The organism is Streptomyces sp. NPDC048191, from assembly GCF_040652655.1.
GTDB lineage: Bacteria > Actinomycetota > Actinomycetes > Streptomycetales > Streptomycetaceae > Streptomyces.
The window spans coordinates 152,783-179,583 of the sequence record NZ_JBEZMO010000002.1 but is presented as its reverse complement, the minus strand read 5'-3'; the positions used below and the strand labels follow the sequence as shown (position 1 = coordinate 179,583).

23 protein-coding genes are annotated in these 26,801 nt (G+C 71.3%); 11 read left to right on the top strand and 12 right to left on the bottom strand.

What is annotated here, in order from left to right; genetic code table 11:
• Nucleotides 1-190: 190 nt before the first annotated feature.
• Together pgi and AB0D93_RS03840 are read left to right on the top strand one after the other, a co-directional pair.
• A complete protein-coding gene (gene pgi / locus AB0D93_RS03845; RefSeq protein WP_362112423.1) occupies nt 191-1,846 on the top strand; it encodes a glucose-6-phosphate isomerase in 1,656 nt (551 codons plus the stop codon).
• Nucleotides 1,847-1,966: 120 nt separating this feature from the next.
• Nucleotides 1,967-2,728 carry a thioredoxin domain-containing protein gene (locus tag AB0D93_RS03840; RefSeq protein ID WP_362112420.1) on the top strand — a complete coding sequence of 254 codons (762 nt, stop codon included), beginning with the start codon at nt 1,967-1,969 and terminating at the stop codon, nt 2,726-2,728.
• 6 nt (nt 2,729-2,734) lie between these two features.
• Here AB0D93_RS03840 and AB0D93_RS03835 read toward each other — a convergent pair whose 3' ends face one another.
• From AB0D93_RS03835 to AB0D93_RS03825, 3 genes are read right to left on the bottom strand one after another with little or no spacing between them, the layout of a single operon-like run.
• Entirely contained in the window at nt 2,735-5,035 is a 2,301-nt protein-coding gene (locus AB0D93_RS03835; RefSeq protein ID WP_362112417.1) for an FtsX-like permease family protein, read from the bottom strand.
• Between the two features lie 2 nt (nt 5,036-5,037).
• Nucleotides 5,038-5,790: an ABC transporter ATP-binding protein gene (locus AB0D93_RS03830; RefSeq protein WP_362112414.1), complete on the bottom strand. Its 753-nt coding sequence runs from the start codon at nt 5,788-5,790 to the stop codon at nt 5,038-5,040.
• Nucleotides 5,787-6,302, bottom strand: a complete 516-nt coding sequence (locus tag AB0D93_RS03825) for a PadR family transcriptional regulator (protein ID WP_362112411.1) — start codon at nt 6,300-6,302, stop codon at nt 5,787-5,789. The genes AB0D93_RS03830 and AB0D93_RS03825 overlap by 4 nt, the downstream gene beginning before the upstream one ends.
• A 131-nt stretch (nt 6,303-6,433) precedes the next feature.
• On the opposite strand from AB0D93_RS03825, the gene AB0D93_RS03820 reads away from it, so the two are divergent.
• The 5 genes from AB0D93_RS03820 (at nt 6,434) to AB0D93_RS03800 (ending at nt 13,033) form a co-directional block, all read left to right on the top strand.
• Nucleotides 6,434-7,705 carry an ABC transporter substrate-binding protein gene (locus AB0D93_RS03820; protein ID WP_362112408.1) on the top strand — a complete coding sequence of 424 codons (1,272 nt, stop codon included), beginning with the start codon at nt 6,434-6,436 and terminating at the stop codon, nt 7,703-7,705.
• A 135-nt stretch (nt 7,706-7,840) separates the two neighbouring features.
• Complete coding sequence (locus AB0D93_RS03815) at nt 7,841-9,451, top strand: glycoside hydrolase family 13 protein (protein ID WP_362112405.1); 1,611 nt, start codon at nt 7,841-7,843, stop codon at nt 9,449-9,451.
• A gap of 38 nt (nt 9,452-9,489) precedes the next feature.
• Nucleotides 9,490-10,815 carry an ABC transporter substrate-binding protein gene (locus AB0D93_RS03810; protein WP_362112402.1) on the top strand — a complete coding sequence of 442 codons (1,326 nt, stop codon included), beginning with the start codon at nt 9,490-9,492 and terminating at the stop codon, nt 10,813-10,815.
• An 11-nt stretch (nt 10,816-10,826) separates the two neighbouring features.
• The gene (locus tag AB0D93_RS03805; protein ID WP_362112399.1) at nt 10,827-12,182 is read left to right on the top strand and encodes an ABC transporter permease subunit; all 1,356 of its coding nucleotides are present in this window, start codon (nt 10,827-10,829) and stop codon (nt 12,180-12,182) included.
• Between the two features lie 11 nt (nt 12,183-12,193).
• Entirely contained in the window at nt 12,194-13,033 is an 840-nt protein-coding gene (locus AB0D93_RS03800) for a carbohydrate ABC transporter permease (RefSeq protein ID WP_362112396.1), read from the top strand.
• 36 nt (nt 13,034-13,069) lie between these two features.
• Here AB0D93_RS03800 and AB0D93_RS03795 read toward each other — a convergent pair whose 3' ends face one another.
• The 6 genes from AB0D93_RS03795 to tkt form a co-directional block, all read right to left on the bottom strand.
• Nucleotides 13,070-13,564 carry a lamin tail domain-containing protein gene (locus tag AB0D93_RS03795; RefSeq protein ID WP_362112393.1) on the bottom strand — a complete coding sequence of 165 codons (495 nt, stop codon included), beginning with the start codon at nt 13,562-13,564 and terminating at the stop codon, nt 13,070-13,072.
• Between the two features lie 115 nt (nt 13,565-13,679).
• Nucleotides 13,680-14,462 carry a 6-phosphogluconolactonase gene (pgl, locus tag AB0D93_RS03790; protein ID WP_362112390.1) on the bottom strand — a complete coding sequence of 261 codons (783 nt, stop codon included), beginning with the start codon at nt 14,460-14,462 and terminating at the stop codon, nt 13,680-13,682.
• Entirely contained in the window at nt 14,459-15,514 is a 1,056-nt protein-coding gene (opcA, locus tag AB0D93_RS03785) for a glucose-6-phosphate dehydrogenase assembly protein OpcA (RefSeq protein WP_362112387.1), read from the bottom strand. The genes pgl and opcA overlap by 4 nt, the downstream gene beginning before the upstream one ends.
• Nucleotides 15,511-17,049 carry a glucose-6-phosphate dehydrogenase gene (zwf, locus tag AB0D93_RS03780; protein WP_362112384.1) on the bottom strand — a complete coding sequence of 513 codons (1,539 nt, stop codon included), beginning with the start codon at nt 17,047-17,049 and terminating at the stop codon, nt 15,511-15,513. Before zwf ends, opcA begins: the two co-directional genes overlap by 4 nt.
• Nucleotide 17,050: 1 nt before the next feature.
• Nucleotides 17,051-18,169 (bottom strand): transaldolase, encoded by a 1,119-nt coding sequence (gene tal, locus AB0D93_RS03775; protein WP_362112381.1) that lies wholly within the window; start codon nt 18,167-18,169, stop codon nt 17,051-17,053.
• Between the two features lie 33 nt (nt 18,170-18,202).
• Nucleotides 18,203-20,290, bottom strand: a complete 2,088-nt coding sequence (tkt, locus tag AB0D93_RS03770) for a transketolase (RefSeq protein WP_362112378.1) — start codon at nt 20,288-20,290, stop codon at nt 18,203-18,205.
• Nucleotides 20,291-20,739: 449 nt separating this feature from the next.
• Between tkt and AB0D93_RS03765 the strand changes: the two genes are divergently transcribed.
• The 4 genes from AB0D93_RS03765 to AB0D93_RS03750 all read left to right on the top strand — a co-directional run bounded on the left by AB0D93_RS03765 (nt 20,740) and on the right by AB0D93_RS03750 (nt 24,050).
• Complete coding sequence (locus AB0D93_RS03765) at nt 20,740-21,657, top strand: heme o synthase (protein WP_362113490.1); 918 nt, start codon at nt 20,740-20,742, stop codon at nt 21,655-21,657.
• A gap of 58 nt (nt 21,658-21,715) precedes the next feature.
• Nucleotides 21,716-22,036: a hypothetical protein gene (locus tag AB0D93_RS03760; RefSeq protein WP_362112375.1), complete on the top strand. Its 321-nt coding sequence runs from the start codon at nt 21,716-21,718 to the stop codon at nt 22,034-22,036.
• A 151-nt stretch (nt 22,037-22,187) separates the two neighbouring features.
• On the top strand, nt 22,188-23,294 hold the full coding sequence (locus tag AB0D93_RS03755; RefSeq protein WP_362112372.1) for an amidohydrolase family protein: 1,107 nt from the start codon (nt 22,188-22,190) through the stop codon (nt 23,292-23,294).
• Between the two features lie 18 nt (nt 23,295-23,312).
• The gene (locus AB0D93_RS03750; RefSeq protein WP_362112369.1) at nt 23,313-24,050 is read left to right on the top strand and encodes a nucleotidyltransferase; all 738 of its coding nucleotides are present in this window, start codon (nt 23,313-23,315) and stop codon (nt 24,048-24,050) included.
• Nucleotide 24,051: 1 nt separating this feature from the next.
• Here AB0D93_RS03750 and AB0D93_RS03745 read toward each other — a convergent pair whose 3' ends face one another.
• Genes AB0D93_RS03745 through AB0D93_RS03735 form a run of 3 tightly spaced genes read right to left on the bottom strand, consistent with a single transcriptional unit; the run spans nt 24,052 to nt 26,798 of the window.
• Nucleotides 24,052-25,062 carry a COX15/CtaA family protein gene (locus tag AB0D93_RS03745; RefSeq protein ID WP_362113487.1) on the bottom strand — a complete coding sequence of 337 codons (1,011 nt, stop codon included), beginning with the start codon at nt 25,060-25,062 and terminating at the stop codon, nt 24,052-24,054.
• Between the two features lie 48 nt (nt 25,063-25,110).
• Nucleotides 25,111-25,827, bottom strand: coding sequence for an ABC transporter permease (locus AB0D93_RS03740; protein WP_362113484.1), 717 nt, complete (start codon nt 25,825-25,827; stop codon nt 25,111-25,113).
• 47 nt (nt 25,828-25,874) lie between these two features.
• Nucleotides 25,875-26,798: an ABC transporter ATP-binding protein gene (locus AB0D93_RS03735; protein ID WP_362112366.1), complete on the bottom strand. Its 924-nt coding sequence runs from the start codon at nt 26,796-26,798 to the stop codon at nt 25,875-25,877.
• Nucleotides 26,799-26,801 lie beyond the last annotated feature (3 nt).

The following is a 26,801-nucleotide window of genomic DNA, read 5'->3' as shown; positions in this document are numbered from 1 at the left end:
CGGGCCCGCCCGCCGCCGCCCTCCCCGGCCTCGCCGTCACCGCGCTGATACGGGCCTGCGTGCCGGACGTACCTGTTGTTGCGCCGGACGACGACGTCAGGACGTCACGTTGTCACGTCGGCTCGTGGCGCACGGTGATCAATTAGGTTGGAACAGCTGGGACAGGCACGAAAGAAGGCGGAAGTCGGAAATGAACGCAGACGGCCGTACCAGGCTCCACCAGACGCCCGAATGGACCGCGCTCGCCAAGCACCGGGAGGAGCTGGCCGGCACCCATCTGAGGGACCTCTTCGCCGCCGACCCCGGGCGCGGCGAGGGGTACACGCTCCAGGTCGGCGATCTGTACCTCGACTACTCGAAGCACCTGGTCACCGACGAGACGCTGAGGCTGCTGCGCGAGCTGGCGGCCGCCACGGACGTGTTCGCGCTGCGGGACGCCATGTTCCGCGGCGAGAGGATCAACGTCACCGAGAACCGCGCGGTGCTGCACACCGCGCTGCGCGCCGCGCGGGACGCGGTGGTCGAGGTCGACGGCGAGAACGTCGTCCCGCAGGTCCACGCCGTGCTCGACAAGATGGCCGACTTCGCCGACCGCGTCCGCTCCGGCGCCTGGACCGGCCACACCGGCAAGCGCATCAGGAACGTGATCAACATCGGCATCGGCGGGTCCGACCTCGGTCCCGCGATGGCCTACGAGGTCCTGCGCAGCTTCACCGACCGCGCGCTGACGGTCCGCTTCGTCTCCAACGTGGACGGCGCCGACCTGCACGAGGCGACCCGTGACCTGGACCCGGCCGAGACGCTGTTCATCGTCGCCTCCAAGACGTTCACCACGATCGAGACGATCACCAACGCGACCTCCGCACGCAAGTGGTTGCTGAAAGCCTTCGAAGGCGACGAGAAGGCGGTCGCCCGGCACTTCGTGGCGCTGTCCACGAACGCCGGGAAGGTCGCCGAGTTCGGCATCGACCCGGACAACATGTTCGAGTTCTGGGACTGGGTCGGCGGCCGGTACTCGTACGACTCCGCGATCGGCCTGTCCCTGATGATCGCGATCGGGCCGGACCGGTTCCGGGAGATGCTCGACGGCTTCCGGCTGATGGACGACCATTTCCGCACCGCGCCCGCCGAGGCCAACGCGCCGCTCCTGCTGGGTCTGCTGGGCATCTGGTACGGCAACTTCCACGACGCCCAGTCGCACGCGGTGCTGCCGTACAGCCACTACCTGTCGAAGTTCACCGCCTACCTCCAGCAGCTGGACATGGAGTCCAACGGCAAGTACGTGGCGCGGGACGGCAGGCAGACCGAGTGGCAGACCGGGCCGGTCGTGTGGGGCACCCCCGGCACCAACGGGCAGCACGCCTACTACCAGTTGATCCACCAGGGCACCAAGCTGATCCCGGCGGACTTCATCGGCTTCGCCGAGCCGGTGGCCGAGCTGAGCGGTGAACTCAGGGCGCAGCACGACCTGCTGATGGCCAACTTCTTCGCCCAGACCCAGGCCCTCGCCTTCGGCAAGAGTCCCGAGGAGGTCCGCGCGGAGGGTGTCGCCCCGGAACTGGTCCCGCACAAGACCTTCCTCGGCAACCGGCCCACCACGACCATCCTGGCCAGGGAACTCACCCCGTCCGTCCTGGGCCAGCTGGTCGCCCTCTACGAACACAAGGTCTTCGTGCAGGGCGCGGTGTGGAACATCGACTCCTTCGACCAGTGGGGCGTCGAGCTGGGCAAGGTCCTCGCCAAGCGCGTCGAGCCGGCGCTCACCGAGGGCGCGGAGGTGCCGGGCCTCGACGCCTCGACCAAGGCGCTGGTCGCCAAGTACCGGCAGCTGCGCGGCCGGAGCTGAGCCGGCGCCCGCCGACCCGGCGCCCGCTGCTCCCGCGCCCGGCCGGCCGCGGCGAATCCCGCTGTGAGTTCTCCCTGCGCATCCCTTAAGGTTCGGCTGACTTCAGGGGAGGACAGACGCATGGTGCACAGAGGGTTCGCCGCGGCGGTCGCGGTGGCCGTGGTGGGGATATCGGCGGTGGGCTGCGGCGACAGGGACCCGGCCGCGGACGCGAAACACGGTCGGCAGAAGGCCGCGCCGGCCTACTCCGGGCTGGCCCAGGTGCCGGAGCGGCTGGGGAGCGACGGGACGACCATCACGGTCGGCGACCCGGCCGCCCCGGTGACGGTGCACCTGTACGAGGACCCGCGGTGCCCGGTGTGCAAGGAGTTCGAGACCACCGGCGGTGCCCCGCGACTGCGCGAAGCGATCGTCCGGCGGGAGGCGAAGACCCAGTACACGCTGGCCTCCTTCCTGGACGACCGGCTCGGCGGGGCGGGTTCCGCGAAGGCGGTCAACGCCCTGCGGGCCGCGCTGGCCAAGGGCAGGTTCGCCGAGTACCACGACGTGCTCTACGCCCACCAGCCCGCCGAGAGCGTCGACGGGTTCACCGACGCCTACCTCCTCAAGCTGGCCGCACGGGTCCCCGGGCTGCGCGGGCCGGACTTCGATTCGGCCGTGAAGACCATGAAGTACCGCTCGTTCGTGACCGAGGCCGAGGGCGCGTACGAAAAGGCGGGTGGCGCGCTGGCCCCGCAGGGGCCCGGCACCCCCACGGCGGACATCAACGACCTCCGGATCCCGCCCGAGTACAACGGCGTGCTCTTCGACGCCGACGCGTTCGCCGGTCTGCTCTCGAAGGTCCGGGCGCAGCCCCAGGAGTGGGGGAAGCTGTCTTCCTGACCTGCGTCAGGTCACCGCGCTGAGCGTGTCCGCGAGGCGCCGGCGGGCCGCGCGGCTCGCGGGCAGCGCGGCGAGCGCCGCCGCCCCGAGCACGGCGGCGGCGCCCAGCACGAGCAGCAGCGCGGGCGAGGGGGACTGGGCGATGCCGGCGCCGATGCCGCTGGAGCTGCCCTGGGCGTCGATGAGCCGGCGGCCCAGCGGCAGCCCCAGCGCCGTGGCGGCGAGCGCCGCGGCCAGTGCCGTACAGCTCGTCGCCGTGACGGTGATCGCGGTGATCTGCCGCGGGGACATGCCGATCGCCTTCAGCGCCAGCACGTCCCGCTCGCCCTCGCGAACCGTGCCGCCGATGGCGGTGAGCAGTTCGACGAGCCCGATCAGGGCCAGTACGGCGATCAGCCCGGCGACGACCGCGCGGAGCGGGGACAGTCCGTCGGCGGGGTTCGTCACCGGGTGCACGTCCAGGTGGCCGCGGCCCGCCGAGGTGAGTGCGGCGGCCACCCGGTGCGGGTCGGCGCCGGGGCGCAGCCGCAGCTCGTAGAAGGCGGGCGTCAGCCCGGGGTCGTTCTCGCGGAGGACGTCCAGGGAGGTGGTCACGACCCGGCCGGCGTTCTGCGGTTCGATGCTGCGGCCCACGATGTGCAGGATCTGCGGCCGGTCGCCCACCGTCATCCGCACCCAGTCACCGACCCGCGCGTGCAGCAGGTCCAGCAGGCCCTGGCCGGCCACCGCCTCGTCCGGTCCGCGCGCGGCGCGGCCCTCGGCGAGGGCATAGGGGTAGGGCTCGGCGTGGGTGCCGACGCCGCGCAGCGCGATCGTGCCGGTCTGGCCGGGGACCAGCGCGGCGACCTCGACTCCGGGGTAGGCGGCGGCGACCCGGTGATCGGCGGTGAGTAGGGCCCGTACGCCGGACGCGTCCAGGGCACCGTCGGAGCGGACGGTCAGGGCCGTCGGCAGGCCCATGTGTTCCGGCCGGCTGTGGAAGCGGTCGATCGTGGTCCAGGCGCTGAGCGCCACCACGATCAGCAGCAGCGGCAGCGTCAGCCGGGCCACGGTGGCCAGCGAGCGGCCGCGCCCCGCACACGTCTTGTGGACGCCGAGGACCAGCGCGGCCGGCAGCCGCAGCCCGAGCGCCTGCCGGGCGGGGCCGGTCAGCCGCCCGCCGGCCGGCGCGGCGGTACGCGGCACCGGAACCGGCGGCACCCGCCCGGCCCGCCAGGCCGCGAGCCCCGTGGTCAGGCCGATGAACAGCACGGCGCCCACCGGAACCACGAGCAGCGCCACGGTGTGCCCAGGCAGCCCGTCCCACAGACCCACGGCGTCACCGAGCCGGCCGGGGATCCGGCTGCCCAGTGCCTCGGTGAGGGCCGCGGCCGCCACCGAGCCCAGCAGGGCGTACGCCAGATGCTGGAGCAGGAAGATCCGTACGACCTGGCCGGGCGCGAAGCCGATCGCCTTCAGCACCGACAGGTCCCGCAGATGCCCCCGGATGCGGGTGGCGATCGCCCCGTGCACGGCGAACCCGGCGGCGATCAGGGCGCCCAGACCGAACAGGCCCAGCACCTGCCCGAGCAGCCGGTTGTCGCCCTGGGCCGCGGAGCGCGCCTGCTGCCAGGTGGAGACCTCGCCGACGGAGCCCGCGCCCAGCACCGTGACGGCCCGCTGCACCGCGTAGTCCGTGTCGGCCGGGTCGGCGAGGCGCAGCCCGATCACCTGACCGCCGGGTGCGCGCACCGCGGACGGCAGCGCCCAGACCAGCCCCGGCTGCTCGCCCGCGCTGTAGCGGGGCTCGGCGCTGTCCGCGATGCCCTCGACGGTCAGGGTGCGGGCGGTGCCGGGCAGCGTGAGGGTGTCCCCGGGCTCGGCCAGCAGGGCCCGGGCCAGGCTGCTCTCCAGCACCACGCCGTCCGGGTCCGCGGTGTCCAGCCAGTGCCCGGCGGTGAGCAGCGGACGTCCGACGGACGGCACCTCGGGTGTGCCGCGCAGCTCCACGGAGGCGCGGGTGCCGCGTTCGGCGACGGTGGCGGACTCGGTGCGGTACGGACCCGCCACGGAGGCGACACCGTCCAGCCGGGCCAGCCTGCCGGTGTCCGCGTTCGGCACGGTGTGCAGCCACACATGCGCCCCGTGGGCCTGTGTGAAGACCCGCTGCCAGGGGTTGGTCGCATAGCCGAACAGGGCGGTGGCCAGCAGCAGCGAGGCGACGATCCCGGCGGTGGCCAGCACGAGGAACAGCGCTTCGCCGCGATGGGCGCGCAGATCGGAGTGCGCCCAGCGCAGGGTGGCCCGTACGTCCCTGAGATCCACCACCGTCAGTCCCTCAGCTCCAGCACACCGGAGATGCCGCCGCGCCGGGGCGGCGGGGCGCCGTCCAGGGGCGCGTCGTCTGCTATGCGGCCGTCGAAGAAGCTGATCACGCGGTCGGCGGCGCTCGCCAGCCGGGCGTCGTGGGTGACCAGCACGATGGTCTGACCGCGTCCGTGGAAACGGGACAGCAGCCGCATCACCTCGCGGGTGCCCTTGCTGTCCAGGCTCCCGGCGGGCTCGTCGGCGAGCAGCAGCGGCGGATGGTTGACCAGGGCCCGGGCGAGCGCGACCCGCTGCTGCTCGCCGCCGGACAGCTCGCCCGGCATGCTGCGCTCCTTGCCCTCAAGACCCAGCTCGGACAGCAGCTCCGCACGCTCGGCGCGGGCCTTCTTCGGCGGGACGCCGGCCAGCAGCGCGGGCAGCTCGACGTTGTCGGCCACCGACAGGTTCGACACCAGGTTGAAGAACTGGAACACGATCCCGATGGCCTTGCGGCGCTCCACCGCCCAGCGTGCCTCGCTGAAGGAGTCGGTGCAGCGCCCGTCGAGCCAGATGCTGCCCCCGTCGGGCCGCTGAAGCCCGCCGAGCAGGTGCAGGAGCGTGGATTTGCCGGCGCCGGACGGGCCGGTGATCGCCACGAACTCGCCCCGCGCCACGGACAGGTCGACCCCGCGCACGGCGTGCGCGGGCGCGCCCTCGCCGTGGTGGGTCTTCACCAGCCCCTCGGCGCGCAGCACCGGAGTGTCGTCCGTGCTCACTCCAGGTCCTCCAGTTCCTCCTGGCACCGCTCCAGCCAGTCGAGGTCGGCCTGCAGATGCAGCATCGCGCCCTCGATGAGCAGATGGGCGATGCGGTTGTCCCGGTTCTCGGCCGCGGCCAGTTTCGACAGGTTGCGCATGGTGGTGAGGTACTGGCGCCGCTGCTTGTTGATGAGGGCGATCTGGTCGGCGAGACCGGTCTGCGGGGCGAGGGCGAGCTTCATGAAGAACTCGTCCCGTACCCGCGGCTCGTCCTCGGTCTCCTCGAACCAGGCGTGCAGCGCCTCCCGCCCGGCGTCGGTGAGGTGGTAGACCTTCTTGTTGGGCCGGCTGGACTGCTCGACGTCCTCGCCCTCGATCAGTCCCGACTTCTCGAGGCGGCCGAGGGTGACGTATATCTGGCCGACGTTCGGCTGAGGGTACGCGGAGCCCAGCAGTTGCTCAAGGTCCTGCTTCAGCTCGTAGCCGTGGGCCGGGCCACGGGCGAGGAGTGCCAGGAGGGGCAGGCGCACTCGTGCTCTCCTCCTGTCCGCTCACAATGTGCTCCAGGCCCTAGTATCGCCCATACCTAACAGGTATACATGGCCTCTGACTCCCGGGCGAGGGTGCCCGGAGCCGTGTGTAGGTGTTCAGGGAGGAACCTATGCGGTGGATACGCGCCGCCGGTAGGGGGCTCCTCGTACTCGCCGTGGTCATGACCGGTTACGTCGCCTCGGGCGCCCGGGCCGACGAGGTCGCCGGCTCCGGTCGCGGCCCGCTCACCCTGGCCACCGCCGGTGACCTCACCGGCTATCTCGCCCCGCTGCTCCAGGGCTGGAACCGCACCCATCCCGGCGAGAAGGTCACCCTCGTCGAGCTGCCGGACTCCGCCGACGAGACCCACGCGCAGATGACCACCGACCTGCGCGGCGGCGACCGGGGCCGCTTCGACGTGCTGAACATCGACGTCAACTGGACCTCGGAGTTCGCGGCGGCCGGCTGGATACGTCCGCTGCCGCGCGACCGCTTCCCGCTGAGGAGCTTCCTGCCTCCGGTCGTGGACACGGCCACCTACGACGGCCGGCTGTACGCGGTCCCGTATGTCACCAATGCCGGACTTCTCCTGTATCGCAAGGACATCCTCGCCAAGGAGGGCGTGCCCCCGCCGCGCACCTGGGCCGAGCTGGAGCACGACGCGAAGACCATCGCGCCCAAGTACCACCTCGGCGGCTACGCGGGCCAGTTCCTGCCCTACGAGGGCCTCACCGTCAACGCGGCCGAGGCCGTGTACTCGGCGGGCGGCACGATCCTCGGCGACGAGGGCACCCGGGTCACGGTCGACTCCTCCGCCGCCCGCGAGGGCATCGGCTTCCTGGCCCGCGGCGTGCGCGAGGGCTGGATACCGAAGGCGGCGCTGACGTACAAGGAGGAGGAGTCCAAACAGGCCTTCCAGGACGGCAAGCTGCTCTTCCTGCGCAACTGGCCCTACGCCTACGCCGTCGCCTCGGCCAAGGGTTCCGAGGTCGCCGGGAAGATCGGCGCCGTGCCGATACCCGGGCCCGACGGGCCGGGGACCAGTGTGCTCGGCGGCTCCAACCTCGCGGTCAACTCCCATACCCGGCACCCCGATTCGGCCGCCCGTCTGATCGCCTACCTCACCAGCGCGCCGGTCCAGCGCCAGGTGCTCACCCGGGGCGCGCTGCCGCCCGTGCGCGCCGCGCTCTACGAGGACCCCGCGCTGATCCGGCGCTTCCCCTACCTGCCGACCCTGCGCACCGCCGTGCTCACCGCCGCGCCGCGCCCCAAGAGCGCGCACTACGACCAGGTGAGCCTGGTGGTGCAGGCGGTCGTGCAGGACGCGCTGTCCGGGCGGGAGACGCCCGAGCAGGCCGTGCGCCGGCTCGCGCGCGAGCTCGACGCCATCGCTCGTCGCTAGTTACTTGTTAAGTAACGCCACCATCTCATTTGGCTTCGCCGTGCCCGGTTAAGTCCGGTTTTGCACCGTCAACTGGCCAGTAGCTTCTGTTCATTTCATTGACACCCGTGCGCAGCGCCTACCTAACATGCATGCATGTTGAGTAAGTACCACTGGTGGCGCGACGCGGTGATCTACCAGGTCTACGTCCGCAGCTTTCTGGACAGCACCGGCGACGGCATCGGCGATCTGGCCGGCGTCCGGGCCGGGCTGCCGTACCTGAAGAAGCTCGGCGTCGACGGCATCTGGCTGAGCCCGTTCTACCCCTCGCCCCAGCACGACCACGGCTACGACGTCGCCGACTACTGCGGAGTCGACCCGCTCTTCGGCGACCTCGCCGAGTTCGACCTGCTGGTGGCGGCCGCCCGGCGGCTCGGCATCAAGGTGCTCCTCGACATCGTCCCCAACCACTGCTCCAGCGAGCACCCGTGGTTCCGCGAGGCGCTCGCCGCCGCCCCCGGCAGCCCGGCCCGCGCCCGCTTCCACTTCGCCGACGGCCGTGGCCCGGACGGCAGCGAGCCGCCCAACAACTGGCACGCCATGTTCGGCGGGCCCGCCTGGACCCGGGTCGGCGACGGCCAGTGGTACCTGCACATGTTCACGCCCGAGCAGCCCGACTGGAACTGGCGCGACCCCGAGGTCGCCGCCGAGTTCGACCGCGTCCTGCGCTTCTGGCTCGACCGGGGCGTCGACGGCTTCCGCATCGATGTGGCGGCCGGGCTCTACAAGCACCCCGAGCTGCCCGACTCCGACGACCCGGAGGCCGACGCCCGCACCCGGGACTCGGTCAACCCGCTCGCCTGGAACCAGCCCGAGGTGCACGAGGTGTGGCGCTGGTGGCGCGCCGTGTGCGAGGAGTACACCGCACGCGACGGCCGCGACCGCCTCCTGGTCGGCGAGGTGTCCGTCCCCACCGCCCGGGAACACGCCCTCTACGTCCGCCCCGACGAACTCCACCAGGCCTTCTTCTTCGACCTGCTCGGTGCCCCGTGGGACGCCGACGCCTTCCGCAAGGTCATCTCCGAGGCCATGCAGGACATCGCCGGCACCGGCTCCACGGTCACCTGGGTGCTCAACAACCACGACCAGGTCCGTACCGTCACCCGCTACGGCGAACCCGCGACCGAAGGCAGCGGCCTCGGCGCCGCCCGCGCCCGCGCCGCCGCCCTGCTGATGCTGGCACTGCCCGGAGCCGCGTACATCTACCAGGGCGAGGAACTGGGCCTGCCCGAGGTCGTCGACCTGCCCGACGACGTCCTCACCGACCCGATATTCCGCCGCACCGGCAGCCGCGCCCGGATACGCGACGGCTGCCGGGTGCCGCTGCCCTGGTCCGGGCAGGCCTCCCCGTTCGGCTTCACCTCCGGCGCCGAGTCGGCCAGGCCCTGGCTGCCCCAGCCGGACTACTTCGCCGAGTACGCCACCGACCGCGCCCTCGCCGACACCCGCTCCTTCTGGCACCTGTACCGCGACGGACTGCAACTCCGCGCCTCCCTGCCCCAGTTGGGCGAGGGGACGCTGACCTGGCTGGACGCCCCACCCGGTGTCCTCGCCTTCACCCGCGGCGACGGGCTGGTCTGCGCCGTCAACTTCGGTACGGCCCCCACGCCCGCCCCGGTCTCCGGCACCCCCCTGCTCTCCAGCGGCCCCGTCGCACCCGGCGTCCTGCCCGGCTCCACGGCGGCCTGGTGGCTCGGCGACCTCTGATCCACCGTCACCTCACCTCTCATGAAAGGCCGTCAGCGATGATGCGACGACGTACGACCCTGCTCACGAGCTGCACCGCACTGGCCCTGGCACTCGGCGCGACCGCCTGCGGCGGCGGGCCCGTCTCGGCGGGCGGCGGCGACAAGGCACTCAGCGGCCAGACGGTCACCGTGGCCGGTGTCTGGTCCGGCAGCGAACAGAAGAACTTCCAGAAGGTGCTGGACGCGTTCACCGCGAAGACCGGAGCCAAGACCCAGTTCGTCTCCACCGGTGACAACGTCTCCACCGTCGTCGGCAGCAAGATCGAGGGTGGCAACGCGCCCGACGTCGTCATGGTCCCGCAGGTCGGTGTCCTGCAGCAGTTCGCGAAGAAGGGCTGGCTCAAGCCGCTGTCGCCGACCGCGCAGACGACGATCACCGCCGACTACGCGCCCGTGTGGAAGAAGTACGGCAGCGTCGACGGCACCCTGTACGGCCTGTACTTCAAGGCCGCCCACAAGTCGACCGTCTGGTACAGCCCCGACGCGCTCACCCAGGCCGGGGTCAAGCCGCCGAAGACGTACGACGAGATGCTCAAGGCCGGCCACACCGTCTCCGACTCCGGGCTCGCCGCCTTCGCCGTCGGCGGCCAGGACGGCTGGACCCTCACCGACTGGTTCGAGAACATCTACCTCTCCCAGGCGGGCCCCGAGAAGTACGACGCCCTCGCCGCCCACAAGCTGAAGTGGACCGACCCGAGTGTCGTCAAGGCGCTCACCACCCTCGGCAAGCTGTTCAAGGACAAGCAGCTGATCGCGGGCGGCCAGAAGGGGGCCCTGAACACCGACTTCCCCGGCTCGGTGGAGAAGGTGTTCGGACCCAAGCCCGAGGCCGGCATGGTCTACGAGGGCGACTTCGTGGCCGGCGTCGCGCACGACCAGTTCGGCAAGACCATCGGCAAGGACGCGAACTTCTTCCCGTTCCCCGCGGTCGACGGCGGCACGGCACCGGTGGTCAGCGGCGGCGACGCGGCCGTCGTCCTGAAGGACGCCAAGAACGCCAAGGCCGGCATGAAGCTCCTGGAGTACCTCGCCACCCCCGAGGCCGCGGCCGTGTGGGCCAAGGCCGGCGGGTTCCTGTCCCCGAACAAGAAGCTCGACCCCGCCTCCTACGGCGACGACGTCACCCGCGCCACCGCCAAGTCCCTCGTCGGCGCGGGCGACTCGGTCCGCTTCGACATGTCCGACCAGGCCCCCGCGGCCTTCGGCGGCACCAAGGGCGCCGGAGAGTGGAAGCTGCTCCAGGACTTCCTGAGCGACCCGTCCGACCCCAAGGGCACCGCGGCGAAGCTGGAGTCCGCCGCGGCCAAGGCCTACCAGGGCTGAGCGGCAGCACCATGACCGCCACCACTGTCGACAAGCAGCAGGCGGCCCCGCGGACCGCCGCCGGCGGGGCGCGCGGGCGCCTCGGCCGGCGGCGCGCCCGGCTGATCGCCCTGCTCTTCGTCCTGCCCGCCCTGCTCCTGCTCGGCGCCCTCGTCGTCTACCCGGTGCTGTTCTCCGTCGGCCGCAGCTTCTTCGACGCCTCCGGCACCCGGTTCGTGGGCGGCGGCAACTACGCCGAGATGTTCCGTGACCCGGCGACCCTGAAGGCCATCCGCAACACCACCATCTGGGTGGTCGTGGCCCCGGCCCTGCTCACCGGGCTCGGCCTGATCCTGGCCGTCCTGGTGGAGAAGGTCCGCTGGGCCACGGCGTTCAAGCTGCTGCTCTTCATGCCGATGGCGGTGTCCTTCCTGGCCGCCGGCATCATCTTCCGGCTCGCCTACGACGAGGACCCGAACAAGGGCGTGCTGAACGCGGCCGCGGTCTCCGTCCACGACGCCTTCAAGGGCACGTCGTCGTATCCCACGGCGCGCGGCCGCGCGGGCCTGCTGACCCAGGACCGCGACGGCTCCTACCGTACGACCGCCTCCACCGGCCGGTCGGTGACGCTCCCGATGGTCGGCGTGCTGCCCAAGGACCTGCCGAAGAGCGCCTCGCCCGCCCACCCGGCGGCCGCGCGGAAGGCCGCGCCCGGCGAGCTGCGCGGTGTCGTCTACCTGGACTTCACCCCCGGCGGGGGCGGCAGGCAGGGCAAGGTCGACCCGAAGGAGAGCGGGCTGCCCGGCATGAAGGTCGAAGCGGTGCGGGACGGGGGCACGGTCGCGAGCACGACGACCGCGGCCGACGGCTCCTTCGCGTTCTCCGGGCTGCACGCGGGCTCGTACACGGTGAAGCTCCCGCAATCGAACTTCGCCCCGCCGTACCAGGGCATTTCCTGGCTCGGACCGACGCTCGTCACTCCGGCGATCATCGGCGCGTACCTGTGGATCTGGACCGGCTTCGCGATGGTCCTGATCGGTGCGGGCCTGTCCACCCTGCCCCGGGACGCGCTGGAGGCCGCCCGGATGGACGGCGCGAACGAGTGGCAGATCTTCCGCCGGATCACCGTCCCGCTGCTCGCACCCGTCCTGACGGTCGTCTTCGTCACGCTCGTCATCAACGTGATGAAGGTCTTCGACCTCGTCTACATCATCGCGCCCGGACCGGTGCAGGAGGACGCCACGGTGCTGGCCACCCAGATGTGGCTGGTCTCCTTCGGCGGCGGCAACAACCAGGGCCTCGGCAGCGCCCTCGGCGTACTCCTGCTGCTCCTGGTCGTCCCCGCGATGGTGTTCAACGTCCGCCGTTTCCGCAGGAGTCAGCGATGAGGGAGTCAGCGATGAACACGATCAGGCGGGGCCTGGGCAACGGCCTGGTGCAGGCCTTCCTGGTGGTGATCGGCCTGGTCTGGCTGACCCCGCTCGCGGGCCTGTTCCTGTCCTCCCTGCGCTCGGCCCAGGACACCGCGAAGGGCGGCTGGTGGACGGCGCTGGCGAGCCCCGGCCAGCTGTCCTTCGACAACTACTCGGCCCTGCTGAAGAACTCCGGCATGGTGCAGGCCTTCTGGAACACGGTACTGATCTCGGTGCCGGCCACCACCCTCGTCGTGGTCATCGCCGCGCTCGCCGGATACGCCTTCGCCTGGCTGGACTTCCCGCTCAGGGAGCCGATCTTCCTGCTCGTGGTGGCCCTGCTGGTGGTGCCGGTGCAGATCGGCCTGCTGCCGGTGGCCAAACTCTTCGGCGCGCTGGGCCTGTTCGGCACGATCCCCGGCGTCGTCCTCTTCCACGTGGCCTACGGACTGCCCTTCGCGGTGTTCCTGCTGCGCAACTACTTCGCGGAGATGCCGAAGGAGATGCTGGAGGCGGCCCGGATGGACGGCGGCAGCGAGTGGCGCATCTTCACCCGGCTGGTGCTTCCGGTGGGCCGGCCCGCGATCGCCTCGCTCGCCATCTTCCAGTTCCTCTGGGTCTGGAACGACATGCTGGTCGCCCTGCTCTTCGCCGACAGCTCCTCGCAGCCCCTCACCGTGGAACTCCAGTCCCAGATCCGCCAGTTCGGCAGCAACATCGACGTGCTCGCACCGGGCGCGTTCCTGTCCCTGATCGTGCCGGTGGCGGTGTTCTTCGCCTTCCAGCGGCACTTCGTACAGGGGGTGATGGCGGGCTCGGTCAAGTGACCGAGCCCGCGTGCGACGGCCCGGGACGGGGTCGCCTCAGCCGTGGAAGGTGATGTACCCGTTGCCGTCCCGGTCATCGCGGGACTTGGTGTAGGCGTGGGTGTCCGCGTGGGCACCGGACGGCTTGTAGAGGTAGATGGTGTCCTGGTCGTTGTTCCAGATGAAGTTGCAGTTCTGGCGGTAGACGACGTTGCCCGCGTCCGAGTCGGTGCCGTGGCCGCCGCGCAGCTTCACGTAGTCGCCGGGCTGGAGGTAGTGGTTCGAGGGGAACGTGAACCGGTTCCCTGTGGCGTCCTTGACGACGTAACCCTTGAGGTTGACCGTCGCGGTGCGCGAGTAGTTCTTGATCGTCAGGTACTCGTCCCGGGTGTTGCCCGTACTGCAGTTGTTGGAGTCCCGCCCCGGCGCGTCGTACTGGACGCCCTTGATCTTCAGGGCGGAGGAGTACTCGGTGGCCTGGGCCGGCGCCGCGACGACGACGGCCAGTGTTCCGGCCGTGATGGTGGCGGCGAGCGCGAAGCGTATACGCATGAGGTCCCCCCTCGGTGGTGCGGTTACAGCGCCAGGAGCTTACACAAAAGTTGAGCGTTGCACGGATGTTCCGTGCAGAAAGTGTGAAGCCCGGTCGAGGGGGGACCTCAGTCGGTCACGGCGAAGCCGGCGGATACAGCGATCTCGGCAGCTGGGAGGCCGCGGCCGAGTCCAGCAGCCACAGGGTGCGCGAGCGGCCCTGTGCCCCGGCCGCCGGAGCCTGGATCTCGCCGGCGCCCGACAGGGCGATGGCCGCGGCCTCCGCCTTGTCCTCGCCCGCCGCGAGCAGCCAGACCTCGCGGGCCGAGCGGATCGCGGGGAGGGTGAGGCTGATCCTGGTCGGCGGGGGCTTGGGGGCGCCGTGGACGCCGACCACCGTGCGCTCCGTCTCGCGGACCGCCGGCAGCTCCGGGAAGAGCGAGGCCACGTGGGTGTCCGGACCGACACCCAGCATCAGCACGTCGAAGGTGGGCACCGGGCCGTGGTTCTCCGGCCCGGCCGCCTTCGCCAGCTCCTGCGCGTACGCCTCCGCGGCCGCCTCGACGTCCGTGCCGTACGGCCCGTCGGAGGCGGGCATGGCGTGCACGCGCTCCGGGTCCAGCGGTACGGCGTCCAGCAGGGCCTCGCGGGCCTGCGTGACGTTGCGCTCGGGGTCGCCCTCGGGCAGGTAGCGCTCGTCGCCCCACCACAGGTCGAGGCGGCCCCAGTCGATGGCATCCCGCGCGGGCGCCGCCGCCAGCGCGGCCAGCAGGCCGTTGCCGTTGCGGCCGCCCGTGAGGACCACGGACGCGGTGCCCCTGGAGGCCTGCGCGTCCACGATCTTCGTGATCAGGCGGGCCGCGGCGGCCTGCGCCATCAGTTCCTTGTCGCGGTGGACGACCAGCTGCGGAGTACTCACTTCGCCGCCGCCTTCCTCGCGGGTGCCTTCTTCGCGGTCTTGGCGGCCGCCTTCTTCGCGGGCGCCTTGGCCGACTCCTCCTCGGGCGCGGGCTCGGCCACCGGCTCCTGGACGGACGGTTCCGGAGCCGCGTTCAGCCGCTCCACGCCATAGCGCAGCGCCGACGCGTAGGTGTCGTCCGGGTCGAGCCGGCGCAACTCCTCCGCGATCAGCTCCGCGGTCTCCCGCCGCTTCAGCGCCACCGCCCGTGGCGGCTGGCCCTCGATGGACAGCGTGGCCAGCGAGCCGTCCGCGCGGTCCAGGACGATCGGGCCGCAGCTGGTGTCCATCCGGACGGCCGTGAGCCCCGGACCGGACGACAGCGAGCGCTTGACGGGGACGTCCAGCCGGTCCGCGAGCCACATCGCCAGCAGCTCACAGCTCGGGTTGAACTCCTCGCCCTCCACCTCGACGGCCTCGACCTCGCAGATGACCTGGTCCAGGGCCGCCGCGAGCATCGAACGCCACGGCGTGATCCGGGTCCAGGACAGGTCGGTGTCGCCGGGGGTGTAGGCGTCGGCGCGGGCGGACAGCTCCCGCACCGGCTGCTCGGCGGCGTAGGTGTCGGTCACCCGGCGCTGGGCGAGCGCGCCCAGCGGGTCCTTCGCCGGGTCCAGCGGGGCGTTCACCGGCCACCACACGACCACCGGGGCGTCCGGCAGCAGCAGCGGCAGCACGACCGAGTCGGCGTGGCCTGTGACCTCGCCGTACAGTCGCAGTACCACCGTCTCACCGGTGCCCGCGTCCGCGCCCACCCGCACCTCGGCGTCCAGCCGGGACCTCGTACGCTCGCGCGGGGTGCGGGAGACCCGCTTGATGACGACCAGCGTGCGCGAGGGGTGCTCGCGCGAGGCGTCGTTGGCGGCCTTCAGCGCGTCGTAGGCGTTCTCCTCGTCGGTGACGATGACGAGGGTCAGGACCATGCCGACGGCGGGGGTGCCGATGGCCCGGCGGCCCTGCACGAGCGCCTTGTTGATGTCGCCGGCGGTGGTGTCGGTCAGGTCTATCTTCATGGGCGGCGCCAGCTCCGTCCGTCTCGTGCGAGCATCTCGTCCGCCTCGGCGGGGCCCCAGGTGCCCGACGGGTACTGCGCGGGCCTGCCGTGCCTGTCCCAGTACTCCTCGATCGGGTCGAGGATCTTCCAGGACAGCTCGACCTCCTCGGTGCGCGGGAAGAGGTTGGCGTCGCCCAGCAGCACGTCCAGGATCAGCCGCTCGTACGCCTCCGGGCTGGACTCCGTGAAGGACTCGCCGTAGGCGAAGTCCATGGAGACGTCCCGGATCTCCATCGAGGTGCCCGGCACCTTGGAGCCGAAGCGGACCGTGACGCCCTCGTCCGGCTGGACGCGGATCACGATCGCGTTCTGGCCCAGCTCCTCCGTCGCCGTGGTGTCGAAGGGGGAGTGCGGGGCCCGCTGGAAGACGACCGCGATCTCCGTCACGCGCCGGCCGAGGCGCTTGCCGGTGCGCAGGTAGAAGGGGACGCCCGCCCAGCGGCGGTTGTCGATGCCCAGCTTGATCGCGGCATAGGTGTCGGTCTTCGACTTCGCGTCGATGCCGTCCTCTTCGAGGTAGCCGATGACCTTCTCGCCGCCCTGCCAGCCGCCCGCGTACTGACCGCGCACGGTCGAGGCGCCCAGGTCCTTCGGCAGCCGGACGGCGCCGAGCACCTTCTCCTTCTCCGCGGCCAGCGCGTCCGCGTCGAAGGAGGCGGGCTCCTCCATGGCGGTGAGGGCCATGAGCTGGAGCAGGTGGTTCTGGATGACGTCACGGGCGGCGCCGATGCCGTCGTAGTAGCCGGCGCGGCCGCCGATGCCGATGTCCTCGGCCATGGTGATCTGCACGTGGTCCACGAAGGACCGGTTCCAGATCGGTTCGAACATCGTGTTGGCGAAGCGCAGCGCCAGGATGTTCTGGACGGTCTCCTTGCCGAGGTAGTGGTCGATGCGGAACACCTGGTCCGGCTCGAACACCTCGTGCACGACCTTGTTCAGCTCCTCGGCCGACCTCAGGTCGTGGCCGAAGGGCTTCTCGATGACCGCGCGCCGCCAGGAACCGCCCGACTGGTCGGCCAGCCCGTGCTTCTTCAGCTGCTGGATGACCACCGGGAAGGAGCGCGGCGGCACCGACAGGTAGAAGGCGAAGTTGCCGCCCGTGCCCTGTGCCTTGTCCAGCTCCTCGATGGTGGAGCGCAGGCGCTCGAACGCGTCGTCGTCGTCGAAGGTGCCCTGCACGAAGCGCATCCCCTGGATGAGCTGCTGCCAGACCTCCTCCCGGAACGGCGTACGGGCGTGCGCCTTGACGGCGTCGTGGACCTCCTGCGCGAAGTCCTCGTTCGCCCACTCGCGGCGGGCGAAGCCCACCAGCGAGAAGCCCGGCGGCAGCAGACCCCGGTTGGCGAGGTCGTACACCGCGGGCATCAGCTTCTTGCGGGACAGGTCGCCCGTGACACCGAAGATGACCAGACCCGACGGTCCCGCGATGCGCGGGAGCCGTCGGTCGGCCGGGTCACGAAGCGGGTTCGCTCCGGAACCGGAAAGGGGGGTCAACTCAGCCCTCCGAAGGGGCGAGGCGCTCGAGCTCCGCCTGGGTGGACTTGAGCAGGTCGTTCCAGGACGCCTCGAACTTGTCGACGCCCTCGTCCTCCAGCACCTGTACGACGTCGTCGTACGAGATGCCGAGCCGCTCCAGCGCGTCGAGGTCGGCACGCGCCTGCTCGTAGGTGCCGGCGATGGTGTCGCCGCTGATCTCGCCGTGGTCCTCGGTGGCCTCCAGCGTGGCCTCCGGCATGGTGTTGACCGTGTTCGGGGCGACCAGCTCGGTGACGTACAGCGTGTCCGGGTAGGCCGGGTCCTTCACGCCGGTCGACGCCCACAGCGGGCGCTGCTTGTTGGCGCCGGCGTTCTCCAGCGCCTGCCAGCGGTCGGAGGAGAAGACCTCCTCGTACGCCTGGTAGGCGAGGCGCGCGTTGGCGACGGCGGCCTTGCCGCGCAGCGCCTTGGCCTCGTCGGTGCCGATCCCGTCCAGCCGCTTGTCGATCTCGGTGTCCACGCGGGACACGAAGAAGGACGCCACCGAGTGGATCAGCGAGAGGTCCAGGCCGCGCTCCCTGGCCTTCTCCAGGCCGGAGAGGTAGGCGTCCATGACGGCGCGGTACCGCTCCAGGGAGAAGATCAGGGTGACGTTGACGCTGATGCCGAGGCCGATGGTCTCGGTGATCGCCGGCAGGCCCGCCCGGGTGGCCGGGATCTTGATCAGGGTGTTGGGGCGGTCCACCAACCAGGCCAGCTGCTTGGCCTCGGCGACGGTGGCCTTGGTGTTGTGCGCCAGGCGCGGGTCGACCTCGATGGAGACCCGGCCGTCCTTGCCGCCGGTGGCGTCGTAGACGGGGCGCAGGATGTCGGCGGCGTCGCGGACGTCCGCCGTGGTGATCATGCGGATGGCCTCTTCGACGGTGACCTTGCGGGCGGCGAGGTCCGAGACCTGCTGGTCGTAGCCGTCGCCCTGCGAGATCGCCTTCTGGAAGATCGTCGGGTTGGTGGTGACGCCCACGACGTGCTGCTGGTCGATCAGCTCGGCGAGGTTGCCGGACGTGATCCGCTTGCGCGACAGGTCGTCCAGCCAGATCGCGACGCCTTCTTCGGAGAGGCGCTTGAGTGCGTCTGTCATGGAATTACATCTCCTACGTGTCGTATATGAGCGTCAGCGCTGGGCGGCGGCGATGGATTCCCGGGCCTTGGCGGCCACATTCTCGGCAGTGAAGCCGAACTCGCGGAAGAGCACCTTGCCGTCGGCGGAAGCACCGAAGTGCTCCAGGGAAACGATGCGGCCGGCGTCCCCGACGAAGCGGTACCAGGTCAGCCCGATGCCCGCCTCCACGGCCACGCGGGCCCTGACGGACGGCGGGAGCACGGAGTCCCGGTACCCCTGGTCCTGCTCCTCGAACCACTCGACGGACGGCATCGACACGACACGCGTCGGGACGCCCTCGGCCTGCAGCCGCTCACGCGCCTCGACGGCCACGTGCACCTCGGAGCCGGTGGCGATCAGGATCACCTGCGGCTCGCCGCCCTCGGCCTCGAACAGGACGTAACCGCCCTTCGCGGCGTCCTCGTTGGGCTCGTAGACCGGCACGCCCTGGCGGGTGAGCGCGAGGCCGTGCGGCCGGCCCTTGCCGAACACCTTGGTGTAGCGGCGCAGGATCTCGCGCCAGGCGATCGCGGTCTCGTTGGCGTCCGCCGGGCGGACCACGTTCAGACCGGGGATCGCGCGCAGCGAGGCCAGGTGCTCGACCGGTTGGTGGGTGGGGCCGTCCTCGCCGAGGCCGATGGAGTCGTGCGTCCACACGTACGTCACCGGCAGGTGCATCAGGGCCGACAGGCGCACGGCGTTGCGCATGTAGTCGGAGAAGACGAGGAACGTACCGCCGTAGACGCGGGTGTTGCCGTGCAGCGTGATGCCGTTCAGCTCGGCGCCCATCGAGTGCTCGCGGATGCCGAAGTGGATCGTGCGGCCGTACGGCTTGGCCTCGGGCAGCGGGTTGCCCTCGGGCAGGAAGGAGCTTTCCTTGTCGATGGTCGTGTTGTTCGACCCGGCGAGGTCGGCGGAGCCGCCCCACAGCTCGGGGATCACCGCGCCGAGCGCCTGCAGCACCTTGCCGGAGGCGGCACGCGTCGCGACACCCTTGCCCGGCTCGAAGACCGGGATCTTCTCCTCCCAGCCGGCGGGCAGCTCACCCCTGCTGATGCGGTCGAACTCGGCGGCACGCTCCGGGTTGTCGTCCCGCCACACCTGCAGGGACTTCTCCCACTCGGCGCGCGCCTGGGCGCCGCGCTCCAGGGCCTTGCGGGTGTGCGTGATCACCTCGTCCTCGACGGCGAAGTGCTTCTCCGGGTCGAAGCCGAGGACGCGCTTGGTGGCCGCGACCTCCTCCTCGCCCAGCGCCGAGCCGTGCGCGGCCTCGGTGTTCTGGGCGCTCGGGGCCGGCCAGGCGATGATCGAACGCATCGCGATGAACGACGGCCGGTCGGTGACCGCCTTGGCCTCCTGGATCGCGGCGTGGATCGCCTGCGGGTCCAGGTCGCCGTTGTCCTTCGCCTCCACGCGCTGCACGTGCCAGCCGTAGGCCTCGTAGCGCTTGACGGTGTCCTCGGAGACGGCCGTCTCGGTGTCGCCCTCGATCGAGATGTGGTTGTCGTCCCACAGCAGGATCAGGTTGCCGAGCTTCTGGTGGCCGGCCAGCGAGGAGGCCTCGGCGGAGATGCCCTCCTGGAGGCAGCCGTCACCGGCGATGCAGTAGACGAAGTGGTCGAAGGGCGACTCGCCCTGCGGGGCCTCGGGGTCGAACAGGCCGCGCTCGTAGCGGGCGGCCATCGCCATGCCCACCGCGTTGGCGACACCCTGGCCGAGCGGGCCGGTGGTGGTCTCGACGCCCTTGGTGTGCCCGTACTCCGGGTGGCCGGGGGTCTTCGAACCCCAGGTCCGGAAGGACTCCAGGTCCTCGAGCTCCAGGCCGAAGCCGGCCAGGTAGAGCTGCGTGTAGAGGGTCAGGGACGAGTGGCCGGCGGACAGCACGAAGCGGTCGCGCCCCACCCACTCGGGGTCGGCCGGGTCGTGCCGCATCACCTTCTGGAAGAGGGTGTACGCGGCCGGAGCCAGGCTCATCGCCGTACCGGGATGGCCGTTGCCGACCTTCTGTACGGCGTCGGCGGCCAGGACACGGGCAGTGTCGACGGCCCGCTGGTCCAGCTCGGTCCACTCAAGGTCTGTGGTGGTCGGCTTGGTGCTCACCCTGGGTCAGGGCTCCTCTCCACATGTCGGTCGCCGGTCTTCGGGGCATGTGCCCACCCGGCCGCCGGCGCGCTTCTGCCCGCCGGCCGCTGCCGAGCCTACCCCTGTGGGGACGTGCATTTTTTCGAGTGTTTCCAGACTGCCGGGAGTCCGTCTGATCCGCCTCCCGACTGGCCGAACGCGCCATTTGGCACATGAATACGGAGGCTGCCATCTGAGCGCTCAATCGAGTGCCGGGTGTCCTCTTATGGGGTGTGCGCCAACACGACCCCACCCCCGCGAAGGCCGGGGTATGGGCAACGTCTAAAGTGGCGTGGTACGCGCGAGCCTTTACCGGGACTTCACACGGGGGGCTTGCTGGGATGTCTCTGTCAGGGGTGTGCGTGACGGCCGTCGAATCACGTCCTGGGGGTCCCTCCCAGGCCCTTCAGGCTCTGGGGGAGGGCGTGCTGGGTGGTGCGAGCCAGGGCCCGGTTCACCGGCCGTTCGGGGCCCGTGTCAAGGCGTTCGTGGCTCTGACCAAGCCGCGGATCATCGAGCTGCTTCTCATCACCACCGTTCCGGTGATGTTCCTGGCCCAGCAGGGCGTGCCGGACCTGAAGCTGGTCCTGCTGACCTGCGTCGGCGGCTACCTCTCCGCGGGCGGCGCCAACGCGCTGAACATGTACATCGACCGTGACATCGACGCCCTGATGGACCGCACCTCGCAGCGGCCGCTGGTGACGGGCATGGTCAGCCCGCGCGAGTGCCTGGCCTTCGGCATCACCCTGGCGGTCGTCTCGACGCTGCTGTTCGGGCTCACCGTCAACTGGCTGAGCGCCTGGCTCTCCCTCGGAGCGCTCCTCTTCTACGTCGTCGTCTACACGATGATCCTCAAGCGGCGCACCTCGCAGAACATCGTGTGGGGCGGCATCGCCGGCTGCCTGCCGGTCCTCATCGGCTGGTCCTCGGTCACGGACTCGATGTCCTGGGCGCCGGTCATCCTCTTCCTCGTCATGTTCTTCTGGACGCCGCCGCACTACTGGCCGCTGTCCATGAAGGTCAAGGACGACTACGCGCGCGTGGGCGTGCCGATGCTCCCGGTCGTCGCCTCGAACAAGGTGGTCGCCCGGCAGATCGTCGTCTACAGCTGGGTGATGGTCCTGGTCTCCCTGCTCCTGACCCCGCTCGGCTACACCGGCTGGTTCTACACGGTGGTGGCCCTCGCGGCCGGCGGCTTCTGGCTGTGGGAGGCGCACGGTCTGCAGAACCGGGCGAAGGCCGAGGTGACCGGCGCGAAGCTGAAGGAGATGCGCCTCTTCCACTGGTCGATCACCTACGTGTCGATCCTCTTCGTCGCGGTCGCGGTCGACCCGTTCCTGCGCTGACGTACGTCACAGGGGGCTGCTCTCGCCAGTCGATCTACTCGTGAGTAGCATCCTGGTCATGGCAGACACGCAGCAGGTTGACGCGAGGGCCGAGCGCAAGGTGGCCAAGCTCGCCCGGGAGATCAGCGCCTTCGCCAAGGCGCACGGTGGCGCCGAGGGCCAGGTGGCCCACATCGGCGAGCGCGGCGCCCGTATCGTCCTCGTCGGCGAGGACGGCGGCTGGGGCGACCTGGTGGCCCCCAGCGCCGAGATCGCCGGGAAGGCCGTCGAGAAGTCCGGCATCACGGTCCACGAGTCCTTCGACGGCGAGTTCGCGGCGAAGGTGAAGACCGGCGCCTACGAGTGGAAGAGGATGGCCGGCATCCAGGTCGGCGGCTGAGCGAGGCGCCCCGGAAGGGGTGCGGGGAACTGCGCGACCGGCCGCATGCGGCCCGAAGTCGCCGAACGGGCCGCGGTCCCCGAGCTCATCCGCGACCTCGGACCCCGTTCACTCGTTAGGCCGCAAAAGCCGGCGGGCGCGGGGAGGCCGAATGATCGAAACGCCGTCCCTCGTGGACCAGTACTGCCACGGCGTACTGCGAACAGAGCTGGGCCTCGGCACGTTCGAGGCCCAACTCGCCCGTACGGAAGGCCCACCGGCGCCCGGCACCACCCTCTTCGACACCCAGACGGGATTCGCCGTACGGCGCTGGTGCCCGCCCCTGCTCGGTCTGGAACCGCACTGCGCGCCCGCCCGCTATCTGGCCCGGCGCCGGGAGCTGGGCGTCATGGAGGCGGGCCGCCGGCTGCTGCGCGGGAGCGGCATCACCACCTACCTCGTCGACACCGGCCTGCCCGGCGATCTCACGGGCCCCGTCGAGCTGGCCTCGGCCGGTTTCGCCGAGGCCCGTGAGATCGTCCGGCTGGAGCAGCTCGCGGAGCAGGTCGCCGACACCTCCGGCACCGTCGAGTCCTTCCTCACCAACCTCGCCGAGTCGGTGCACGGCGCCGCGGCGAACGCGGTCGCCTTCACGTCCGTCGCGGGCCTCGGACACGGCCTGGCCCTCGCCCCCGAGCCGCCGGGGCCGGGGGAGGTGCGGGGCGCGGCGGGCCGCTGGCTGGCCGGCCGGCGGGTCGGCGGAGCGCTCACCGACCCCGTGCTGCTGCGGCACGTGCTGTGGATCGCGGTCGCCTCGGGCCTGCCCCTGCAACTGCACGCCGGGCTCGGTGAGCCGGGCTCCCGCATCGACCGCACCGACCCCGTGCTGCTCACCGACTTCGTACGGGCCACGGCCGGTCTCGGCACCGACCTGATCCTGCTGCACGGCTATCCGTACCACCGCCACGCCGCCCATCTGGCCGGCGTCTTCCCGCACGTCTACACGGACTCCGGCGCCGCCCTCCTCCGCACCGGCGCCCGCGCCGCCACCGTCCTCGCCGAGATCCTGGAGCTGGCCCCCTTCGGCAAGATCCTCTTCTCCACCGGCGCCCACGGCCTGCCCGAACTGCACGTCGTCGGCGCCCGCCTGTTCCGCGAGGCGCTGGGCCGGGTCCTGGGCACCTGGGTCGCCGAGGGCGCCTGGTCCCTGGAGGACGCCCAGCGGGTGGCCCGGATGGTCGCGGCGGACAACGCGCGCCGGGTTTACGGACTGACGTGAGCTGCTCAGACTGGGCGGATGCCGACCGCATCGCTGCTCGACCGTTTCCTCGACGGACTCACGCCGCTGCGACCCCGCGCGGTGTGGGCGCACGGCTCACTGGCCGGCGGTGACTACCAGGAGGGCCGCAGCGACCTGGACCTGATCGCGCTGCTGCCGGGCCCGGTGGGCCTCGGCACGGTACGGCGGGTGGTGGCCCTGCACCGGAGCCTGCGTGCCCTGCCGCTCGCCGCGAAGCTCCACTGCAGCTACCTCACCCCGGCCACTCTGGACGACCCGGACCGCTCCCACCTCACCTGGGCGCACCGGCGGGTGCTGCGCCGCCCGGTCACCCCCGTCACCCGGCGCGAACTGCACGACTTCGGGCGAGTGCTGCACGGCGAGTCGCCGGCCGGGCTGCTCCCACCGGTGCCGCAGGGGCAGCTGAGCGCCTACGTCGTGCGGGACCAGCGGGACTTCTGGCGGCCCGCCGTCGGCAAGGCCCGGCTGTGGCGGCAGGACGCCTGGGTCGACCTCGGCCTGCTGACCCTGGCCCGGGCCACCGTGACCCTGCGGGACGGGCGGCTCGTCTCGAAGCGGGAGGCGCTCGGCGAACTCCCGGCGCTCGGTGCCCCCGTCGAGGTCGTCAAGGACATCACCCGACGGCGCTACGCGGACCCCGCGCCGGCGGACGGCGCCTGGGTCGCCCGCCGCGCCGAGCTGACCCGCGCCTACCTGGGGCCGGCGATCGACAAGCTGGTGGCCACCCACGGGTGACTCACGCGCGCGTGCCCACCGTCATCTCGGCCGAGGGACCGGGCAGGTCCAGGGCGGCCGCCGGGCGTTCGCGCAGTGCGAGCAGGACGCGCAGGACGCCGATCCACACCAGGCAGGAGCCGAACATGTGCAGGGCCACCAGCAGCTCGGGCAGATGGGTGAAGTACTGCACGTAACCGATCACGCCCTGGCCGAGCAGGATCAGGAACAGCTCGCGGGTGCGCGTCAGCGGCCCCTTCGGCGCGTCGACCGCCTTCAGCACGAACCACAGCGCGAACGTCAGCGTCACCACGATCCAGGCGAGCACCGCGTGCAGCTTGGCCACCGTCTCCCAGTCGATGGGGATCCGCTTGACCTCGCTGGAGTCACCCGCGTGCGGCCCGGCGCCGGTCACCACCGTGCCGGCCGCGATGAGCAGCAGGGACGCGGCCACCAGGAACCACACCAGTTGCTGCACGGCCTTGCCGACCAGCGGCCGGGGCGCGCCGTCGCCCTCGCGGGTGCGCTGCCACATCACCACGGCGACGGTGGTCAGGGCCGTCGCCAGCAGGAAGTGGGCCGCGACGGTGTACGGGTTGAGGCCCACGAGCACGACCACGCCGCCGAGGACCGCGTTGCCCATCACCAGCCAGAACTGCGCCCAGCCCAGCCGGGTCAGGCTGCGCCGGTACGGCTTCTCGGAGCGGGCGGCGATGATCGCCCAGCCGACCGCGGCGCACAGCACGTACGTCAGCATCCGGTTGCCGAACTCGATCGCGCTGTGGTAGCTGAGCGCGTTCGTCGGCGTGAGCGAGCCGTCGGTGCACTCCGGCCAGGTCGGGCAGCCGAGGCCGGAGCCGGTCAGGCGGACGGCACCACCCGTGACGACGATGACCACCGACATCACGAGCGCGGCGAGAGCCGCACGCCGGACCGTCCTGGGGGACGGGGTCCAGCGTGCGGCGATGAAGTCGAGCGGGTTGCGCACGGCCGCTACGGCGTCGGCGGGGTTCAGCTTGGGCACGCCCACCATCGTAGGCCGCCGCTTGTGCACGCTTTCACGAGGGTCCACCGTGACGCCTCACTCCCAGCGGAAGAACTTCCCGGCCGCGGCCAGCCCCACGACCGCCCACACGGCGAGGATCCCCAGGTCGCCCCAGGGCGTCCCGGCACCGTGCTGGAGCACGTCCCGCAGGCCGTCCGACAGCGCGGAGATGGGCAGCAGCCCGAGCACGGCCTGCGCGGACGCACCGAACTTGGCCAGCGGCACGATGACACCGCCGCCGACGAGCAGCAGCAGGAAGACGAGGTTGGCGGCGGCGAGGGTCGCCTCCGCCTTCAGCGTGCCCGCCATCAGCAGACCGAGGCCCGAGAAGGCGGCCGTACCGAGGACCAGGAGGAGCAGGACGGCCCCGGGGTTGCCGTGCGGGGACCAGCCCAGCGCGAACGCGATCACCGTCAGCAGGATCACCTGCAGGACCTCCGTGACCAGCACGGACGCCGTCTTGGCGGTCATCAGGCCCCAGCGGGGCAGCGGCGAGGCCGCGAGCCGCTTGAGCACGCCGTAGCGCCGCTCGAAGCCGGTCGCGATGGCCTGCCCGGTGAACGCCGTCGACATCACGGCCAGGGCCAGGATGCCGGGGGCGAGGAAGTCCACCGCCTTGCCCTTGCCGGTGTCGACGATGTCCACGGAGCTGAAGAGCACCAGCAGCAGGGTCGGGATGACGACCGTGAGCAGCAGCTGCTCGCCGTTGCGCAGCAGCATCCTCGTCTCCAGCGCCGCCTGCGCCGCGATCATGCGGGGGAGGGGCGCCGCGCCCGGCTCCGGGGTGTAGGTACCAACGGTCACGAGCGCAGCTCCTTGCCGGTCAGCTCCAAGAAGACGTCCTCCAGGGTGTGCCGTTCCACCGAGATCCGGTCCGGCATCACCCCGTGCTGGGCGCACCAGGAGGTCACGGTGGCCAGCAGCTGCGGGTCGACCTTGCCGACGACCCGGTAGCCGCCCGGGGTCAGCTCGGCGGCCGTGCAGTCGGACGGGAGCGCCTTCAGCAGCGAGCCCACGTCGAGGCCGGGGCGGCCGCTGAAGCGCAGGGTGTTCTCGGCGCCGCCCTTGCACAGCTGCTCCGGGGAGCCCTGGGCGATGACCCGGCCGCCGTCGATGATCGCCACGTCGTCGGCGAGCTGCTCGGCCTCTTCCATGTAGTGGGTGGTGAGGATCACCGAGACGCCGTCGGCGCGCAGGTCCTTCACCAGGTCCCAGGTGGCCCGGCGGGCCTGCGGGTCGAGGCCGGCCGTCGGCTCGTCCAGGAAGACCAGCTCGGGGCGCCCGACGACGGCCATGGCGAGCGCGAGCCGCTGCTGCTGGCCGCCGGAGAGCCGCCGGTACCCGGTCCGGCCGCAGGAGCCGAGGCCGAGGCGTTCGATCAGCGCGTCCACGTCCAGCGGATGCGCGTGCAGCCTGGCCACGTGCCGGAGCATCTCGTCGGCCCGGGCACCGGAGTACACCCCGCCGGACTGGAGCATCACACCGATGCGGGGACGCAGCTCGGCGGACTGCCGTACCGGGTCGAGGCCCAGGACGCGCACCGTGCCGGAATCCGGCTTCCGGTACCCCTCGCAGGTCTCGACCGTCGTCGTCTTCCCGGCTCCGTTGGGACCGAGTACGGCGGTCACGCCCGCCTCGGCCACCAGGTCGAGGCCGTCCACCGCGGTCTTCGTGCCGTACCGCTTCACCAGGGCCTGGACCTGGACCACGGGCTCGTTTCGCATGGA

Bases quoted from the DNA above. Each gene is read 5' to 3' on its own strand.
- pgi (WP_362112423.1), top strand. From the start codon at position 191: ATGAACGCAGACGGCCGTACCAGGCTCCACCAGACGCCCGAATGGACC.
- AB0D93_RS03840 (WP_362112420.1), top strand. From the start codon at position 1,967: ATGGTGCACAGAGGGTTCGCCGCGGCGGTCGCGGTGGCCGTGGTGGGG.
- AB0D93_RS03820 (WP_362112408.1), top strand. From the start codon at position 6,434: ATGCGGTGGATACGCGCCGCCGGTAGGGGGCTCCTCGTACTCGCCGTG.
- AB0D93_RS03815 (WP_362112405.1), top strand. From the start codon at position 7,841: ATGTTGAGTAAGTACCACTGGTGGCGCGACGCGGTGATCTACCAGGTC.
- AB0D93_RS03810 (WP_362112402.1), top strand. From the start codon at position 9,490: ATGATGCGACGACGTACGACCCTGCTCACGAGCTGCACCGCACTGGCC.
- AB0D93_RS03805 (WP_362112399.1), top strand. From the start codon at position 10,827: ATGACCGCCACCACTGTCGACAAGCAGCAGGCGGCCCCGCGGACCGCC.
- AB0D93_RS03800 (WP_362112396.1), top strand. From the start codon at position 12,194: ATGAACACGATCAGGCGGGGCCTGGGCAACGGCCTGGTGCAGGCCTTC.
- AB0D93_RS03795 (WP_362112393.1), bottom strand. From the start codon at position 13,564: ATGCGTATACGCTTCGCGCTCGCCGCCACCATCACGGCCGGAACACTG.
- opcA (WP_362112387.1), bottom strand. From the start codon at position 15,514: ATGAAGATAGACCTGACCGACACCACCGCCGGCGACATCAACAAGGCG.
- tal (WP_362112381.1), bottom strand. From the start codon at position 18,169: ATGACAGACGCACTCAAGCGCCTCTCCGAAGAAGGCGTCGCGATCTGG.
- AB0D93_RS03760 (WP_362112375.1), top strand. From the start codon at position 21,716: ATGGCAGACACGCAGCAGGTTGACGCGAGGGCCGAGCGCAAGGTGGCC.
- AB0D93_RS03755 (WP_362112372.1), top strand. From the start codon at position 22,188: ATGATCGAAACGCCGTCCCTCGTGGACCAGTACTGCCACGGCGTACTG.
- AB0D93_RS03750 (WP_362112369.1), top strand. From the start codon at position 23,313: ATGCCGACCGCATCGCTGCTCGACCGTTTCCTCGACGGACTCACGCCG.
- AB0D93_RS03745 (WP_362113487.1), bottom strand. From the start codon at position 25,062: ATGGTGGGCGTGCCCAAGCTGAACCCCGCCGACGCCGTAGCGGCCGTG.
- AB0D93_RS03740 (WP_362113484.1), bottom strand. From the start codon at position 25,827: ATGATCGCGGCGCAGGCGGCGCTGGAGACGAGGATGCTGCTGCGCAAC.
- AB0D93_RS03735 (WP_362112366.1), bottom strand. From the start codon at position 26,798: ATGCGAAACGAGCCCGTGGTCCAGGTCCAGGCCCTGGTGAAGCGGTAC.